This is a genomic window from Syntrophotaleaceae bacterium (assembly GCA_041390365.1).
In the GTDB taxonomy this organism is placed as follows: Bacteria; Desulfobacterota; Desulfuromonadia; order Desulfuromonadales; family Syntrophotaleaceae; genus JAWKQB01.
Window position 1 is genome coordinate 876,269 of the sequence record JAWKQB010000001.1, and the last position, 17,106, is coordinate 893,374.

General features: G+C 55.6%; 14 protein-coding genes and 5 tRNA genes. 15 read left to right on the plus strand and 4 right to left on the minus strand.

Translation table 11 applies throughout. From position 1 onward, the window contains the following. Positions 1-13 precede the first annotated feature (13 nt). On the plus strand, positions 14-787 hold the full coding sequence (locus R2940_04135) for a 4Fe-4S binding protein (protein MEZ4598964.1): 774 nt from the start codon (positions 14-16) through the stop codon (positions 785-787). Between the two features lie 178 nt (positions 788-965). On the opposite strand, the gene R2940_04140 is transcribed toward R2940_04135, so the two are convergent. The 4 genes from R2940_04140 to R2940_04155 all read right to left on the minus strand — a co-directional run bounded on the left by R2940_04140 (position 966) and on the right by R2940_04155 (position 5,271). Next, a complete protein-coding gene (locus tag R2940_04140) occupies positions 966-2,021 on the minus strand; it encodes a CAP domain-containing protein (protein MEZ4598965.1) in 1,056 nt (351 codons plus the stop codon). A 472-nt stretch (positions 2,022-2,493) separates the two neighbouring features. Then, entirely contained in the window at positions 2,494-3,339 is an 846-nt protein-coding gene (gene ablB, locus R2940_04145) for a putative beta-lysine N-acetyltransferase (protein MEZ4598966.1), read from the minus strand. Further along, the gene (ablA, locus tag R2940_04150) at positions 3,332-4,648 is read right to left on the minus strand and encodes a lysine 2,3-aminomutase (protein MEZ4598967.1); all 1,317 of its coding nucleotides are present in this window, start codon (positions 4,646-4,648) and stop codon (positions 3,332-3,334) included. Before ablA ends, ablB begins: the two co-directional genes overlap by 8 nt. 68 nt (positions 4,649-4,716) lie before the next feature. Continuing rightward, positions 4,717-5,271, minus strand: coding sequence for a MarR family transcriptional regulator (locus R2940_04155; GenBank protein ID MEZ4598968.1), 555 nt, complete (start codon positions 5,269-5,271; stop codon positions 4,717-4,719). 171 nt (positions 5,272-5,442) lie between these two features. On the opposite strand from R2940_04155, the gene R2940_04160 reads away from it, so the two are divergent. The 14 genes from R2940_04160 to R2940_04225 all read left to right on the plus strand — a co-directional run bounded on the left by R2940_04160 (position 5,443) and on the right by R2940_04225 (position 17,105). Next, positions 5,443-5,519 (plus strand) — tRNA-Pro (locus tag R2940_04160). A 49-nt stretch (positions 5,520-5,568) separates the two neighbouring features. After that, positions 5,569-5,645, plus strand: a tRNA-Arg gene (locus R2940_04165). A gap of 108 nt (positions 5,646-5,753) precedes the next feature. Beyond that, positions 5,754-5,829: transfer RNA gene (locus R2940_04170), tRNA-His, on the plus strand. Between the two features lie 235 nt (positions 5,830-6,064). Beyond that, positions 6,065-6,147, plus strand: a tRNA-Leu gene (locus R2940_04175). A 146-nt stretch (positions 6,148-6,293) separates the two neighbouring features. After that, complete coding sequence (gene tig, locus R2940_04180; protein ID MEZ4598969.1) at positions 6,294-7,607, plus strand: trigger factor; 1,314 nt, start codon at positions 6,294-6,296, stop codon at positions 7,605-7,607. Positions 7,608-7,644: 37 nt separating this feature from the next. Beyond that, complete coding sequence (gene clpP / locus R2940_04185) at positions 7,645-8,229, plus strand: ATP-dependent Clp endopeptidase proteolytic subunit ClpP (GenBank protein ID MEZ4598970.1); 585 nt, start codon at positions 7,645-7,647, stop codon at positions 8,227-8,229. A gap of 23 nt (positions 8,230-8,252) precedes the next feature. Then, the gene (gene clpX / locus R2940_04190; protein MEZ4598971.1) at positions 8,253-9,509 is read left to right on the plus strand and encodes an ATP-dependent Clp protease ATP-binding subunit ClpX; all 1,257 of its coding nucleotides are present in this window, start codon (positions 8,253-8,255) and stop codon (positions 9,507-9,509) included. 54 nt (positions 9,510-9,563) lie between these two features. Continuing rightward, a complete protein-coding gene (gene lon, locus R2940_04195) occupies positions 9,564-11,969 on the plus strand; it encodes an endopeptidase La (protein MEZ4598972.1) in 2,406 nt (801 codons plus the stop codon). Positions 11,970-12,106: 137 nt separating this feature from the next. Then, entirely contained in the window at positions 12,107-12,379 is a 273-nt protein-coding gene (locus R2940_04200) for an HU family DNA-binding protein (protein MEZ4598973.1), read from the plus strand. Between the two features lie 112 nt (positions 12,380-12,491). Next, positions 12,492-12,568: transfer RNA gene (locus R2940_04205), tRNA-Asp, on the plus strand. A gap of 108 nt (positions 12,569-12,676) precedes the next feature. Then, the gene (locus R2940_04210) at positions 12,677-13,882 is read left to right on the plus strand and encodes a type II secretion system F family protein (GenBank protein MEZ4598974.1); all 1,206 of its coding nucleotides are present in this window, start codon (positions 12,677-12,679) and stop codon (positions 13,880-13,882) included. A 19-nt stretch (positions 13,883-13,901) separates the two neighbouring features. Continuing rightward, the gene (locus R2940_04215; GenBank protein ID MEZ4598975.1) at positions 13,902-15,635 is read left to right on the plus strand and encodes an ATPase, T2SS/T4P/T4SS family; all 1,734 of its coding nucleotides are present in this window, start codon (positions 13,902-13,904) and stop codon (positions 15,633-15,635) included. After that, complete coding sequence (locus tag R2940_04220; protein MEZ4598976.1) at positions 15,632-16,537, plus strand: hypothetical protein; 906 nt, start codon at positions 15,632-15,634, stop codon at positions 16,535-16,537. Before R2940_04215 ends, R2940_04220 begins: the two co-directional genes overlap by 4 nt. A gap of 7 nt (positions 16,538-16,544) precedes the next feature. Next, a complete protein-coding gene (locus tag R2940_04225) occupies positions 16,545-17,105 on the plus strand; it encodes a hypothetical protein (GenBank protein ID MEZ4598977.1) in 561 nt (186 codons plus the stop codon). Position 17,106: the final 1 nt, after the last annotated feature.

Sequence of the window (17,106 nt, forward strand, 5' to 3'; positions counted from 1 at the left end):
ACAGGAGGAGTCAATGATATCGACCGTTCATCTTGTCTATTTTTCACCCACGGGCACGACCAGGAAAATATCCGAAGCGATTGTTCAAGGGCTGGGAGCTGAAACGATTGTCCGTTGCGATTTGACCCGGTCTGCATGCGAAAGCGTCCTGAAGGACGGCGTGGCGGTTATCGGCATACCGGTCTATGTCGGCAGGGTCCCGGAACTCTGCCTGAACCGCCTGCAGGCGATCACCGCAAAACGGATACCCGCCGTGCTTGTCGCTGTTTATGGGAACCGGGAATTCGAGGATGCCCTCGTCGAGCTGCAGGATCTAACCGTCGACAAGGGCTTCAATGTGATAGCTGCCGGGGCTTTTATCGGTGAACATTCCTTCTCCACCCCGGCCCACCCCATAGCGGCCGGCAGGCCTCATGCCGAGGATCTGAAGGGGGCGGTAGAGTTTGGAAAGCAGGTTGCGGCGAAGATCGAAAGGGGGGATTTTCGCCCCCCGGAGATCACGGGCAACCGACCTTATAAGGAGCGCCGGCATTTCGAAGTGATGACCCCGCAGACAGATAGTGAACGATGCACTCTCTGCGAGAGGTGTGCGGCAGCTTGTCCTGCAGGCGCCATTGCCGTGACCGAGTCGGTTGCGACGAAAGCCGATCATTGCATCCTGTGCTGTGCTTGCGTCAAAGCATGTGAGGCAAAGGCTCGCTTTTTCACCCATCCCTGGGTCGAGAAAGTGCGCCTGATGCTGCAGGAAAACTGCAGCACGCCGAAAACACCGGAGATCTTTATTTGATGAACCGGAATCACCCCTCCAACGAATCCGGCGGTTTGTGCCGGACGTTCATGCCCTGCGAGGGGGCGGAAGATCCCCGGGCGCAAGGAAGGCAGCGCGGAGGTGCCCGTTGCTGACCTGGGAAAGCCGGGCTTTGGTCCTAAGCGGAGGGAGCATCCGATTGTGCCCGGTACGACGATTAATCACCGCAGGCAAAAAAGGTGATGTAGGACCCGACTCGTGAAATCCCGGCCCAACCGATCCCGCCGTTCAGCATATTGGCATTGTGGCCGGAAGAACCGCGCCAGCCTTCGAACATGGCTTGCGGAGTCGAATAGCCCCAGCCGACGTTTTCGACACAGGTCCGGTAACCGGACCGGTTGTATCGGTCGTTGAATCCGTCGTGACTCATAACTCCGCTCGCCTGCATGTTTTCGCTGTGCTCCCGGGCGAGGTCGTTGAGAAGATTGTCGACCGCCAGGCGCCCGCGGCTGTTCTGCTCCCGGTAATCGTTGATCAGCGCCCGCAGACTGCTTTCGAATTCGCCTTCGCCCTCCGCGCAGATGGCGTCGGCGCCGCTGCAATCCTGGTCGGCCCCGTCGCCGCAGACATCCGCAATTTGCGGATTCACCCCATCATCATTGTCGTTGCAGTCCCCCTGATCGGGGGAAAAACCGTCCCCATCCCGATCGAGATCGGCCAGGCTGGCCCGAAAATGGGACCGCGCCTGCTCGACAGTGCACAACTCCCGGCTGTTGCCATCGGTAAAAGCACCGCTGGCGTTCAGTTCCTGCAGCAGGCCAAGCAACGCCGGGTCGGCGATAAACTCGGCGGTCGGCTGATTGAAGTCGATCGTACGGCCCTCGACGGCGAAATGAACCATCTCGGACAGGACGATGCCGTTATCCGGATTGCCGTCCTCATCCAGGGATTGCAGCAGGATGCACAGATTCGTCACCTTCGGATGGGTCTCGTCCTTGGCCCCCGGCACGATATCGAGGGGCGTCAAAACGGCATCGGCCATGGCCTCTCCCAACAGCAGGTTGTGTAAGTAAAAGGCGACTGTCTCCCCGTCGCGGTAACGAAATACCCCATTTGTTCCGGTATATCCGTCGAGGCTTTCCGTCTGGTAATAGAGCCCGGCCACCGGTGCGTCGAGGAAAACACCTTCACTGACCCCGGCCGCCGGAGCCTCTCCGGTTGATGAGGACGAACCGCCGCTTCCGCAACCAGCCAGAAGCAACAGGCAAATCACGGTAACCAGGCACCCTAAATCGTCTCTAAAAACAGACAGTCTCCGTTTCCGAATTCGCATTTCTTTCTTTCCCCCTGTGCCAAAGCGGCCATACGACCGGGATTGCCGACCCAAATGCCGAAACGAGAAAAACCCTCACGCAAACTCCCCGTTCTTAGAGCAAGATATCTGCCAGGTCATCGTAAACAGCTTATGGAATCCTTTCATGGAGAATTTTCTTCTGTTCGGGGGGTATTCGGGGGACTTCTTACTAAATGGAAATAGGCTCGGAACGAGGCCGTGGCACTCTCCCGGATCGTTTCCATGCAAGTGGCCGTCAGCGGTCGGTCGCCCATGCAGGACAAACCGGCGTTGATCCAAGTTGGATAAAAAAGAACGGCTCAAGTAAAGGTCTTATTGAGCCGCTTATCCCATTGTTCAAATTTCTCCGGAAAAATACCCCTGCCATCGGTGGGGTATTTTTGTCTGGGTATCAATCTGCCGGCTCCAGCGGCTTGTGCCAGACGTTCATGCTCTCCAGTCCGCCGAAAATGTTGGTGTTGTTGGTCAGGGTGCCGCTGTACTCATAGTCGAGCTTGGCGAAGGTGATGTTCATGCCGTAGGAGTAGGCGCGGGCGATGGTGTAGGCGGTCTTGACCCCTTTTTCGCCCAGGAAATCCTCCATTTCGGCCAGCAGGTAATTGGCCAGGCCCTGGCCCCGGTACTCGGGCAGGGTGGCGAAGTCGGTCATTTCGGCGTTCTGTCCGGCAAGGTCCATTTCGGCGGAGGAGAGGGCCACCAGCTTCCCGCCCTCCCAGATGCCAAAATAGGCGACGTTCTCCTCCATTGTCTTCTTCAGGTAGGACGGATCCCAGATGGGGAAGGGGTAGGTGGCGAAAACCTGGCGATAGACTTCGGCCATTGCCTCGACATCTTTGCTGCGGGTGGCGCGGGCCCTGAAAGAGCCCGGAAGTTGGAGGCCTTTGGATTTCCCCGCCTTGGCTTTGGCCGTGGCCAGAACCTTTTTCACCAGATCCTTCTTTTTTTCCCTGCGCCTGTCCTCCTGCAGATACTTGCCGAAAAACACCACGGCTTCCCGGCCCTGGTAAAAATTCGGAATGGAGGCCTCGGCAACATAGCCCTCGCGAGCGAAGCGCATTTTGGACGATTCCGGGACCTTGGCGAAAATCTTGCTATAGTTGCGGTTCCGCGCCAGTCTTTCCAGCCTTGGCAGCAGTTCTGGGAGATCCTTCCTGGAGAGCTTCATCAGATAGATCCGGTCATTATAGATGCCGTGCTGAATGCGGGACTGGCCGAGGGTTTCGATCACATCAGGCATTGTTGCGGCGCTCCAGTCTGTAATTGTCCTCGGGGGTCAGGGAGATGGTGTCGCAGGAATCGGACAGCAGCTTTTCTATACCGGTCGTATTCACTTCCTCGGCATCCTCCAGGTTAAGCTGGAGTTTGCAGTCTGCACATTTGCGGTTGCAGAAGATCGGCTCGTAGCTGTCCGGTTCCTTGTAGGTGGTGATGACCCCCTCGTAGTTGCGCAGAACCACCTTGTTGGTGGAGAGGGAAATCAGATAGTTCGGGTTCAAAGGTATTTTGCCGCCGCCGCCGGGTGCATCGATGACATAGGTGGGAACCGCAAATCCGCTCGTGTGGCCGATGAGGCTTTCCATGATTTCGACACCTTTGCCGACCGGGGTGCGGAAGTGGGAGAGGCCCTCGGAAAGGTCGCACTGATAGAGATAATAGGGCCGCACCCGGTTTTCCACCAGCTTGTGAACCAGGGCCCTGATGATCCGCGGACAGTCGTTGACCCCGGCCAACAGCACCGTCTGGTTGCCCAGGGGGATGCCTGCATCCGCCAGTTTGGCCAGGGCCTCCCGGGAAGAGGAGGTGATTTCCCGGGGATGGTTGAAGTGGGTGTTGAGCCACAGGGGGTGGTGCTTTTTCAGAACTTTAACCAGACTGTCGGTGATCCTGTAGGGCAGGACTACGGGCATGCGGCTGCCGATGCGGATGATCTGCAGGTGGGGGATCTTGCGCAACTCGGTCAGGATCCAGTCGATATAGTCGTCCGACAGCATCAACGGGTCGCCGCCGGATAGCAGAACGTCGCGGATCTGAGGGGTTTTCCGCAGGTAGGCGAGCCCCTGTTCGATTTCCTCCGGCCCCGGGATCGAATCCCTGTCCCCCACCTTGCGCTTGCGTGTGCAGTGGCGGCAGTACATGGAGCAGACATTGCTGATATGGAAGAGAACCCGGTCGGGGTAGCGATGGGTGATGCCGGGCACAGGACTGTCCATCTCCTCAGCGAGGGGATCGCTCATGTCCCGCCGGTCGATATGAAGTTCTGCTGGACAGGGGAAGGCCTGTTTGAAAATGGGGTCGTGGCGGAAATCGGCGGTATCGATCAGGGAAAGGTAGTAGGGTGTTATCGAAAGAGGGAACTTTTCCAGGGTGCTGCTCAAGGATTTGCGCTCTGAACCCTCGAAACGGCATCCTAAAAGCTGCTCAAAGCAATCTATAGTCTCAATAGAGTGCTGGAGTTGCCAGGACCAGTTTTTCCAGTCGTTCAGGCCGACCTTCTCAGAGGCAATTTTCTCGGCGATATTCTGCTGCTTTTGGTTGTAAATAGACATCTTTTCTCCGGGTTATGGAATTGTAGTTCAGTAGGGCGGGTACGTCCTTCCCGCCTGGGGATCCCGGGTTAAAGGGAAACGTCGTCGGAAATCCCGTTGTTGCTCGCTTTTAAAGGGGGGGGATCCCCTTTGCAATCGAAAGACTCCATCAGGTCGACCACTTTTTCGAGGGCGATGGTAATAGCCACCATTTCTTCTTCCGGCAAGCCCTTGATTGCATGGGTCAAAGATTCCTGGATCGGGGAGGGTGCCGCTGCCAGCAGCCGATGCCCCGCCTCGGTGACGGTAATGAATACCGAGCGCCGGTCGTTGCAGCTTCTGCATCGTTTTACCAGGCCCTTTTCTTCAAGTCGATCAACAATACCGACTACCGTACTCGGGCTCAGGAATGCCTGCTGTGCAAGCTTTTTAACCGTCAATGGCTCTTCGGCCTGCAATGCAAGAAGACAGGCGAGCTGGGGGCCGGTAATCTGGTGATCGATGACCAGTTTTCGGGAATGGAGTTCAATACCGCGAACGATGCGGCGGAGGGATCGAACAATCCGGGATTCGCAAACGCCGGCTGATTTGTTCTGGGCCCCTGAAGTTGGAGCTACATAATAATGAGTGTGATTTCCGGACATCTTCCTGAACCTGAACCTGTTGGAGTATTTAGTTTCTGTCAGAATCATTCGAATACAAATTAATTTCAGTGGGGACCTTATCGCAATACCGAAAGGATGTCAAGTTCCCTTCCCGACCGGCGGAAAAAAGAGGTTGCCTTTTTGGTTGGTGCATGTTAAAAGGGCCCTCTTCGGGGCGTAGCGCAGCCTGGTAGCGCACCTGTCTTGGGCACAGGGGGTCGGAGGTTCGAATCCTCTCGCCCCGACCAGTCAATCATGTCCGTTCCCGCAATTTAGCGGGAACGGAAAAGTGGTTCGGCGCCAGTAGCTCAGCTGGATAGAGCATCGGCCTTCTAAGCCGAGAGTCCCAGGTTCGAGTCCTGGCTGGCGCGCCAACATGCCGTTGTAGCGACGTTTTTTGAGGTTCTGGGAAACAGGTTGCAAGGGGTAATTTGATGTTGACAAAAGATCGGGCGGTTTTGTAAACTGCTGCAGTTTTCATGGTGGGTGTAGCTCAGTTGGCAGAGCACTGGATTGTGGCTCCAGTTGTCGAGGGTTCGATCCCCTTCACTCACCCCATTTCAACTCTACTGCCCGTCTTCCGGAATGCCGCGGGTCGCGATCTCAGGATCGGCGGCCGGGTCAGTGCGGACGGGCTTTTTGTTTATTCTGAGCTCGGAAGGTTTGCCCGATCTCTTTCACCGATTAGCGGTATGGGCACTTTTTGACACTCCTGAATCTTCAATCCGACGAAAGGCTCCGGAATCGTTTCCACAGGCATCGGAGGAGGTTCCCGGGCCTGCTTAAATCTGATGCGAGAGTGGCGGAACTGGCAGACGCACTGGACTTAGGATCCAGCGGGTAACCGTGGGGGTTCGACTCCCCCCTCTCGCACCAACTCTTCCCTTTTTCCGGTCCTATCAGTGATACCAGTAAAGTTTGGAAATCCAGGGTGCCCGCTGTCAAAAAAGATAGCGCAGGCAGCGACAACTTTTGTAAAGTGATTCGTAAAAGATTTTAAATCCATGTGTGAGGTAGAAGCGATGAATGTCAAGGTAGAAGATATCAGCAGTGTCAAGAAGCAGCTCTCCTTCGATGTGCCTGCCGCCCGGGTCGGTGAGGAAATCGAAAAGGCCTATCAGCAGATCGCGAAAACAGCCAAGGTGAAAGGTTTCCGCCCCGGCAAAGTACCACGGCAGATCCTTGAACGGCAGTATGCTTCACAGATGGAATCCCAGGTTTTTGAAAAACTGATCCGGGAAAGCTTCTATCAGGCGCTGGCCGATCATAAGATCGCCGCGGTTTCCGGTCCTGAAATAACCGATGCCGGAAGCCTTGAAAAGGGCAAAGATTTTACCTTTCAGGCTCAGGTTGAGGTGCGGCCCGAGGTGGAGCCGAAGGATTATATCGGTCTGAACCTAAAGAAAGAAACCCTTAAGGTCGATGAAAAGGTGATCGATGACCGCCTCGAGGAGATGCGGGCCGGCAGCGCCACCATGGTGGATGCCGATAGGGATGAAGCCAGGCAAGGGGATATTGTCGTCCTCGACTTCGAAGGTTTCATCAATGGTGTGCCTTTCGAGAACGGAAAGGCAGAGAATCATCAGTTGGAACTCGGGTCGAAGACGTTCATTGCCGGCTTCGAGGAACAGCTGACAGGGATGAAAAAGGGTCAGGAAGGCGAGATCGAGGTCACCTTTCCCCTCGACTACGGCAAAAAGGAACTGGCCGGCCAGGATGCCGTCTTCAAGGTCAGGATCAAGGAAATCCGGGAAAAAGTTCTGCCCGAACTCAACGACGAATTCGCGGCCCAGTTCGGTCTTGCCTCGCTGGCCGATCTGAGGGAGAAAATCGCCGAGTCCTTTCAGGTTCAGCAAGCCGAGCGGATCGAACGGGATTTCAAGGACCATCTCATCGATGCCCTGGTGGAGCGCAACCCCTTCGAACTTCCCGAGTCCATGATCGAGCAGCAGCTGGAATACATGTTCGAGAACCTGCAGAATCGCATGCAGTCCCAGGGCATGAGCATGCAGGCCCTTGGCTTGACTCCGGAGTCGTTCAGAAATATCTATCGCCAAATCGCCATCAAGCAGGTCAAGGGCAGCCTGATTCTCGAGGGGATCGCCCTGAAAGAAAAGATTCAGGTTGAAGAATCTGAAATTGAGGAGAAACTTGAAGAAATAGCTGAAAAGAACAACGCCAGCAAGGAAATGGTATTGAACTTCTATGCCGACGAATCCCGCCGGCGCGGTCTCGTGTCTCAGCTGGGCGAGGAGAAGGTCATTCATTTCCTCACCGGTAATGCCAGCATCGAAATGGTGGAAGGACCGGTCAAGAGCGAAGAATCGGAAGGCTAAACATTAATCAGGTTCTTGATGACGACAAGGAGATTCTATGAGCCTCATTCCCATTGTAGTGGAACAGACAGGTCGCGGCGAAAGAGCCTATGATATCTATTCCCGCTTGCTGAAAGACCGCATCATTTTCCTTGGGGGGCCCATCGAGGACCATCTGGCGAATCTGATCATCGCTCAACTGCTTTTTCTGGAATCTGAAGATCCGGAAAAGGATATTCATCTCTATATCAACTCTCCGGGCGGTGTGGTGACCTCGGGCATGGCCATCTACGATACCATGCAGTATCTGAAGGCTCCCGTATCCACCATATGTGTCGGACAGGCCGCCAGCATGGCCGCTGTACTCCTTGCGGCAGGAGCAAAGGGCAAGCGCTATGCCCTGTCCCATGCCCGGATCATGATACATCAACCCCTGGGTGGCTTTCAGGGACAGGCTTCGGATATCAGTATCCATGCACAGGAAATTTTGCGGCTGCGGGAAACCCTGAACCAGATCCTGGCCAAGCATACAGGCCAGAGTATCGAGCAGATCTCGGCCGATACCGAGAGGGACTACTTCATGGGTAGCGACGCCGCGGAAAAGTATGGTATCGTAGATGGAACGGTAGAGAGAAAAGCCTGACTTTTAAACGCGGAGGCAAGCCAGTGAGTCAACATGATGAGAAATCAGGTTATCTGACCTGCTCGTTTTGCGGCAAAGGACAGGATGATGTAAAGAAACTCATTGCCGGTCCAGCTGTTTATATCTGTGACGAGTGCATCGAGTTGTGCAAGGACATCATCGCGGAAGAGGCCAAGCTCGAGGACGCAGCAGCCAGCCATACCTCAAGGCTTCCCCGGCCATCCGAGATCAAGGACATTCTCGATGACTACGTCATTGGCCAGGAAACGGCCAAGAAAGTCCTTTCCGTCGCTGTCTACAACCACTACAAGCGGGTGGAATATTCCGCCGGTGCCAATACCAGCGACATCGAGGTGCAGAAGAGCAACATTCTTCTGCTCGGCCCGACCGGAAGCGGCAAAACCCTTCTCGCCCAGACCCTGGCAAAACTCCTGAATGTGCCTTTTGCCATTGCTGACGCCACTAACCTTACCGAAGCAGGCTATGTGGGCGAGGATGTCGAAAATATTATCCTTAATCTGCTTCAGGCGGCCGATTATGACCTGGAAAAGGCGCAGAAAGGGATTATCTACATCGACGAGGTCGACAAGGTCGCCCGCAAATCCGAATCCCCCTCAATCACCCGCGATGTTTCCGGCGAAGGGGTTCAGCAGGCTCTTCTGAAGATCATAGAAGGGACTATGGCCAGCGTTCCTCCCAAGGGAGGCCGTAAGCATCCGCAGCAGGAGTTTCTTAAGGTCGACACCTCCAACATCCTCTTTATCTGCGGAGGGGCTTTTTCCGGTCTCGAAGGGATCATCTCCCAGCGATGCGGAAAGAAGACTCTGGGGTTTGGTGCCGAGGTCCAGGGGAAGAAGGACATCAACCTGGGCGAGATTCTCAACAAGGTCGAACCGGTGGATCTGATCAAGTTCGGGCTGATTCCGGAGTTCGTCGGTCGTCTGCCTGTCGTGGCCACTCTCGAGGAGCTTGATGAGGACGCTCTGGTGCAGATTCTGACCGAGCCCAAAAACGCGCTGATCAAGCAGTATCAGAAGCTCTTCGAAATGGAGAAGGTGAAGCTGAAGTTCACCGATGGAGCTTTGGAGGCCGTTGCCAAGGAAGCCCTGAAAAGAAAGACCGGGGCCCGCGGTTTGCGGTCCATCCTGGAAAACTCCATGCTGGATGTCATGTACGACATCCCTTCCCAGGACCGGGTCAAGGAGGTTGTGATCAACGAAGATGTCATCCTGAAGAAAGCCAAGCCGATCGTCCTCTACGATTGCGCGGAATCCGCCTGAAAGGAGATTCCGCGTAAGTAAGCTGTTTCCTTTTCAAGGATGAAAACAAAATCGATGAATATACTAGAAAGTGAAGGAGGCAGAAGCGTAGTTCCGCTTCTGCCTCTGCGCGATATAGTCATTTTCCCTCATATGGTTACCCCCCTGTTCGTTGCCAGGGCCAAGTCGATCCGCGCCTTGGAAATGGCGATGGATGGCGACAAAAAGATATTCCTGGCGACCCAGAAGGACCCGCAGGTTGACGAACCGACCGGGGAAGATCTCTACGATGTCGGGACCCTGGGCCAGATTCTGCAGCTGCTGAAATTGCCGGATGGGACCATCAAGGTTCTGGTCGAAGGGAAAGGTCGGGCCCGCATCGAAAATCTGATCAGCGAAGACGATTCCTTTCTTGCCGAAGTCGCTCTGCTGGTGGATCTGTCGGTTGAGCCCAATGCAGAGATCGAAGCCTTGAGCCGCAGCATGGCCGATCTCTTCGAGACTTATGTCAATCTGAGCAAGAAGGTCCCGGCAGAGGTCGCCTCCTCTGTGACCGCCGCCGTCGAGCCCTCCAGGCTGAGCGACACGGTGATCGCCCATCTGAACATCAGGGTCGGGGAAAAACATGTCATTCTGGCCGAGGCCGATCCGGTCAAACGGCTGGAGGACATCATCGGCCTGCTGGCGCGAGAGGTCGAGATTCTGCAGATTGAAAAAAAGATCCGCAACCGGGTCAAAGGGCAGATGGAGCGCAGCCAGAAGGAGTATTATCTCAACGAGCAGATGCGCGCCATCCAGAAGGAACTCGGCGAGCACGATGAATTCAGCACCGAACTGCAGCAGCTCGAGGAGGCCATCGCTGAAAAAAAGATGCCAACTCTGGTTGCCCAGAAGGCCCTCGGGGAGTTGCGCAAGCTGAAGATGATGTCGCCCTCCTCGGCAGAGGCCACGGTAGTGCGCAACTATATCGACTGGCTGGTTGAACTTCCCTGGAATAAAGGCACCAAGGATCGTCGGGATCTTTCCCGCGCCGAGAGAATACTGGAAGAGGATCATTATGGCCTGGAAAGAGTCAAGGAGCGTATCCTCGAGTATCTGGCTGTCCAGGCTCTGGTCAAGAAGATAAAGGGTCCCATTCTCTGCCTGGTCGGGCCGCCAGGGGTGGGGAAAACCTCCCTGGGGCGGTCCATTGCCCGTGCCCTGGGCAGGAAATTTGCCCGCATCTCCCTTGGAGGATTGCGCGACGAAGCCGAAATCAGAGGTCACCGCAGGACCTATATCGGGGCCATGCCCGGCAAGATCATTCAGGGGATGCGCAAGGTCGAGGTGCGCAATCCGGTTATTCTTCTCGATGAGATCGACAAAATCAGCAGCGATTTCCGGGGCGATCCCTCCTCGGCCCTGCTCGAAGTGCTCGATTCCGAACAGAACGCCACCTTCGTCGACCATTATCTCGAGGTCGACTATGATCTGTCCCATGTGTTGTTTGTCGCTACCGCCAACAGTCTGTACTCCATTTCCCGGCCTCTGCTCGATCGTATGGAAGTCATCCGCATCGAGGGGTACACGGAGGATGAGAAGCTGAATATCGTCCGGAAATATCTGGTTCCCAAACAACTGTCGGCTCACGGGTTTGCGGCCGATCAGGTTGAATTTTCCGATGAAGCCATTCTGGAGATCATCCGCTGCTACACGCGGGAGGCGGGTGTCAGGAACCTGGAGCGGGAGATAGCCAATATCTGCCGCAAGCTGGCCCGGATTCTGGTCAAATCGCCGGACAAGCAGATGCGTTTCCACATCGACAAACCGAACATCAAGGAGCACCTGGGCGTGCCCCGGTACGAGTATGGCACCAAGGAAGACGAAAGCGGGGTGGGACTTGCAACCGGACTGGCCTGGACCGAGGTCGGCGGGGAGCTTCTCACCATCGAAGTGTCTGTACTGCCGGGGAACGGGAAATTGACGGTGACCGGCAAACTCGGTGATGTCATGCAGGAATCCGCCAAAGCGGCCCTGAGCTATGTTCGTTCGCGATGGCGGGAACTGGGTCTCGATAAGGAGTTTTATCACAAAGTCGACATCCATATTCATGTCCCCGAAGGGGCCATCCCCAAAGACGGCCCTTCCGCCGGCATTACCATGGCGACGGCACTGGCATCTGCCCTGACCGGGCAATCCATCGACAGGGATCTGGCCATGACCGGAGAAATTACCCTTCGGGGACGGGTGCTGGGCATCGGCGGCCTCAAGGAGAAGTTGCTGGCGGCCCGGCGGGCCGGAATCCGGCGGGTTCTGATTCCCAAGGACAACCAAAAGCACCTGGAGGAGGTTCCGCCGGCGATTCGTGATGCTCTGGAAATCGTACCGGTTTATCACATGGATCAGGTCATGGAAGAAGCGCTCAAGATTCCAGCGCCTTTGCCCCCGATGCGGGGAAAGGATGATCTGGGTATCGCCGCGGATGATCCTCTTCGCCACTGAGAGGTGGGCACGGGCCGCAAAGGCCGTAAAAACCCGGCTCTGCGGGAAAATAATTGCTTGACACTCTTTTTGTAACTCTGATATAAGTATCGCGTTTTCCGCAGAGCTTGTTAATTCCCATTTTATGGAGGTATATTGTGACTAAAGCCGATCTTGTAAATGCAATGGCAGAAAAAGCAGGTTTGAGCAAAGCTGACTCCGAGAAGGCTCTGAAATCCTTCATCGATGTGGTGACCGAGGCTCTGCAGGCCGGAGACAAAGTGGCCCTGGTGGGTTTTGGCACTTTCAGCGTCGGAGAACGCGCCGCTCGTACCGGCCAGAATCCGCAGACCGGCAAGAAAATTGAAATTCCTGCTTCCAAGACTCCTAAGTTCAAGGCGGGAAAAGCTCTCAAAGATTCTATCAACTGATTCTTCCGTTTCGAAGGCAACAGAATCGGTCAGAACAAATAGGAAACTGCAAATAGTCTACCCTGGCAAGCTTTTCACTTGACTATGGACGGTTTCCTATTCGTTTCTTTATGGGGCTGTAGTAGAGTCGGTTACAACGCCGGCCTGTCACGCCGGAGGTCGCGGGTTCGAGTCCCGTCAGCCCCGCCATTCAAACGCAAGGCGATCCTTTTCCAGGGTCGCCTTTTTGTCTTTGGAGAGAAGCGGATTTTTGAACCTCTTAATAAAACGCCAAGTCTATGGTATTATTGATCCATCATGCCCAGTTTCCAATGTAAAATCGGTCTCCCCGACGGAAGGGTTGTCGAGAAGGAAATAGACGCCTTCAGCAGGGATGCTCTTCGGGATAGCCTCGAAGCCCAGGGAATGCATGTCTTCAGCATTCGCAAGAGGCTTTCTGCGTCCTGGTTGGGCTTGGGCAGTGGGGGGCGCTGGTCCGGAAGACAGTTTCTCGCCTTCAACCAGGAATTCCTGGTGCTTCTGAGTTCCGGCCTGCCGATCCTCGATGTGCTTGATACGGTTTCCGAGCAGATGGAGTCAAGAGCCGTCCGCGGAGTCCTTCAGGAAATCAGGCAGGAGGTCAAAGGGGGGGCGACCCTTTCGGAAGCTTTCGGAAAATTCCCCCGCTATTTCCCCGCCCTTTTTGTGGCGTCTCTGCGATCCGGTGAGAGGTCAGGCGATCTACCGGTCACGATCGGTCGATACATCGCCTACCAGCAAAGAACCGAAAGGATCAAGAGCAAGGTTCGGAATGCGTCCTTTTATCCCATGTTTTTGCTGTTTGCGGCGACTCTGGTGCTGTTTTTCCTGCTGCTGTATGTGATTCCCACCTTCAGCCAGATTTATGCCGACGCCCGGGTCGAACTTCCTTTTCTGACCCGTGTCCTGATCGGGTTTGCCAATCTGCTCAAAGACCATTTTGTTTTATTGCTGGTCGCTCTGGTCATTGTCGTTTTCGGAGTACGCAAGGCTCTCGGTACACCCAGGGGGCGAGAATGGTTCGACAGGGGAAAACTGGAGATTCCTTTCCTGAAACACCTTTTTCGCGATTATGCCCTGACAGGTTTCTGTCGAACCCTGGCTACAACCCTTTCCAGTGGTATCCCTGTTATTCCGGCCCTGGGCATGGCCGGCGGCGTTATCAACAACCAGATTCTCAGGCGGCGGACTTCCCTTTCCATCAAGCGGGTAGAGGAGGGCATGAGGTTGTCTCAGGCTTTGGACGAAGCCGGTTTTTTCCCGCCGGTCGCTTTACGTATGATCGGCGTAGGGGAAAAATCGGGTGCCCTCAGTGAGATGCTCGAGGATGTGGCCGTCTATTACGAACAGGAGCTTGAAAGACGCCTGGATCGCCTGACCACCCTGGTCGAACCCCTGATGATGGCATTCATCGGGCTGGTCATCGGGGTGCTGGTGGTTGCCATGTATGTCCCCATTTTTCAGCTTGCCGGTACGGTACGTTAAGCAGTTCGGAGATTAAGGAATGGTCAAAAAGTGGAAGAAGATCGGTGAGCTGCTGCTGGAAGAGGGGGCGATCGCTCCCGCTCAAGTCAACTATCTGCTGCAGAGGATGACCCTGACCGGCGAGAGGTTCGGCGAAACCGGAGTCGGCGAGGGGTTGTTCGATGAGGATGTCCTGGCACGCATGCTGGCCCGTCAATTTGATCTCGAATACATGGATATCACCGGCTATTCGCCCGATCCCGAGCTGAAAAGCCTGCTGCCGGCGAACCTGCCCGATCGCTGGGGGGTTGTCCCCCTGATGAGGATCCCGGAGGGCGTCGTGTTCGCCATTGCCGATCCCACCGACGCCGCAACGCTCGACCGACTCGAACTTCTGGTGCAGGAGCCGCTTGTTCTGAGGGTCGCCGCCCGCGGCAAGATCCGTAAACTGGTGGAGGGCAGTGAGGTGACATCCAACACGGTCCTCAAGGAGGTTTCCGAAGATCTCAAACTGCAACTGGTCAAGGAGACCGACCGGGGCGAGGAAATCCTGTCCCTGGAGAAGCTCACAGCGGATACCAGCCCCATCATCCGCCTGATCGACAGCACCCTGTTCGATGCCATCAACAAGCGGGCGAGCGATATCCATATCGAAAACAGCCAGGAGGGAGTGCTGATCAAATATCGTGTGGACGGCGTTCTCTACCGTGCCACCGAACCCCTGCCAGGACACTTCCAGAGCCCTGTCATAAGCCGTATCAAGGTCATGAGCGAACTGGATATCTCTGAACGCCGCATTCCTCAGGACGGGCGGTTCAAGGTTCTGGTCGGAGGCCGATCGATCGATTTCCGCGTCTCGATCCTCCCCAGCAGTTTCGGCGAGGACGCGGTCATCCGAATTCTCGACAAAGAGAGCATTGCCGCCGATCTTAAGGGGCTGAGCCTGGAAGCTCTCGGCTACAACGAGAGAGAATTGCGCCGTTTCCGCAGGATCATTCGCGAACCCTATGGTATGGTGCTGGTTACGGGCCCGACCGGCAGCGGCAAAACCACTACGCTTTACGCGGCATTGTCTGAAATCTACAACGAGCAGGAAAAGATCATTACGATTGAAGATCCAGTGGAATACCAGGTCAAAGGGGTGGTGCAGGTGCCCGTTAACGAAAAGAAAGGGTTGACCTTTGCCCGCGGGCTTCGCTCGATACTGCGGCACGATCCTGACAAGATCATGGTCGGGGAGATCCGGGATCCGGAAACCGCTCAGATATCCGTTCAGTCCGCTCTGACCGGCCATCTGGTGTTTACCACCGTGCATGCCAACAACGTATTTGATGTCCTTGGACGATTTCTGCATATGGGGCTTGATCCCTACAACTTCGTCTCCTGTCTCAACTGTGTCGCCGCCCAGCGTCTGGTGCGCAAGTTGTGCCCGGCCTGCAAGGTTCCGATCAGATACGATGACCAGGCTCTGAAGGATTCCGGACTGGACCCGAAGCATTTCCGGGAAAAAACATTCTATGGGGGGAAAGGGTGCCCTCAATGTCATGGTCTGGGATATTTCGGCCGGTCGGCCATCATCGAACTGCTCGACCTTAACGACGAGATCCGGGAGCTGATCATCAACAAGGCTCCTATTGGGCGCCTGCGGGACGCGGCCGCTCGTGGCGGAACGGTATTTTTGCGGGAGGCGGCTCTGGAAAAGGTTTTTGCCGGAGTAACCACCCTGGAGGAAATCAACCGGGTGACCTTTGTCGAACAGACGGAGGATTTGTGAAAGGGAGATTGTATCTCGGTCTGGATATCGGTCCCGAGCGGCTGCGCGCGGTCGCTCTGCGCCGGACCATGAAAAAGCAGTCCCTTCTTGTCGCTGCCAGAAGCGTTCCTCTTGAACAGGGAGTGCTGCGGATCGAGTTGAGGGAACCCAACGTTCTTCGGCCGGAAGTCTTCGTTCCTGTGGTGCACGAGATGGTGACTTCCCTTGGTGGTCAGGAAGAGCGGATCGCCGTGACACTGGGGGCCGGGGCCGGAATGCTTCTGCCGGTTGAAGTGGAGGGGGCCCTCGGCAACAGGGGGGAAGGGGAAGAGCTTCTCAAGTGGCAACTGAAAAGTCGTGTGCCGGTGGATCCTGCCGGGATCCGGCTCGATTATCAGATCCTGGAAAGAACCGATTCCGGGCGTTCCCGGATACTGGCCGGGATAATGGACGTTAAGGTTCTCGATCAGTATGAAGGGCTGTTGACAGAAGCAGGTTTCAATCCTGTTGCGGTTCAGTTCCATATCCTGAGCCTATTCAATTTTTACAGGTCCCGTTTCGATTTCGGCAACGATTTCCTGCTTTTGTCCATCGAAAGCGGCGAGATCGGCATGCTCTATTTTCAGGGCGGGAGTCTGCGCTTTTGTCGCAGTCGTCAGCAGAGGCCGGGTTCCGATCGCCTGATACAGGAACTGCATCGCAGCATGGTCACCTGCCATGACCAGTTTCCGGGCTCCGCCAGGGCAGCGGTTTTTCTGCACGGGTCCGACCCCCGCATACAATCTCTGACACCGACCATTTCCGAAATATTCGGGCGGGAGGCGGTGGTCTTGAAACCGCACCAGGAAGTGGCAGCAGAAGTCAAACTGGAACACTGTCATCATCTGGCGGCTGCCATCGGGGCAGCAGAGAGCATGATGTAGGAGGCCTATGAAGTTCACCCTGAACATGGCCAGTCGCCGCTACATCAACCGGCGCTTACTTTACCGGTTTTATCTGGCGGTGATCCTGGTCCTTTCCGTCCTGCTCATCATTCTCTTCTTCAACGGATTGCGGCTCGCCGGCTATGCAAGCCAGTTCCGGGAGCACCTGGAGAATCTGCAACACCAGGGATCCGGTAATGGCGAGGCGGGAAAGGAGCCACCGTCCGCCGCCGAGCTGATACGACTTCGCACAGAGCTCGACTTTGCCCGAACGGTTCTGCGACAGGACAATTTCCGCTGGACCAGCCTATTAAATCGGCTTGAGGATATTGCCGTCGAAGGGATCCGGGTGCAGACCATCGAACCGGATTATCGCAGCGGGGCCCTGACCTTGTCCGCTCTTGCCCGTGACCATCAGATATTTCAGGATTTTTTGAATAACCTGCTGACTGCGGGACAATTTACCGACGTTTATCTGCTGGAGCAGGATCGGATCCAGATCAGGGATGCAGACAACCAGACCCGCACGGCAGTTAGTTTTCGCGTGGAACTGAAGGGAGCTTTCTAGC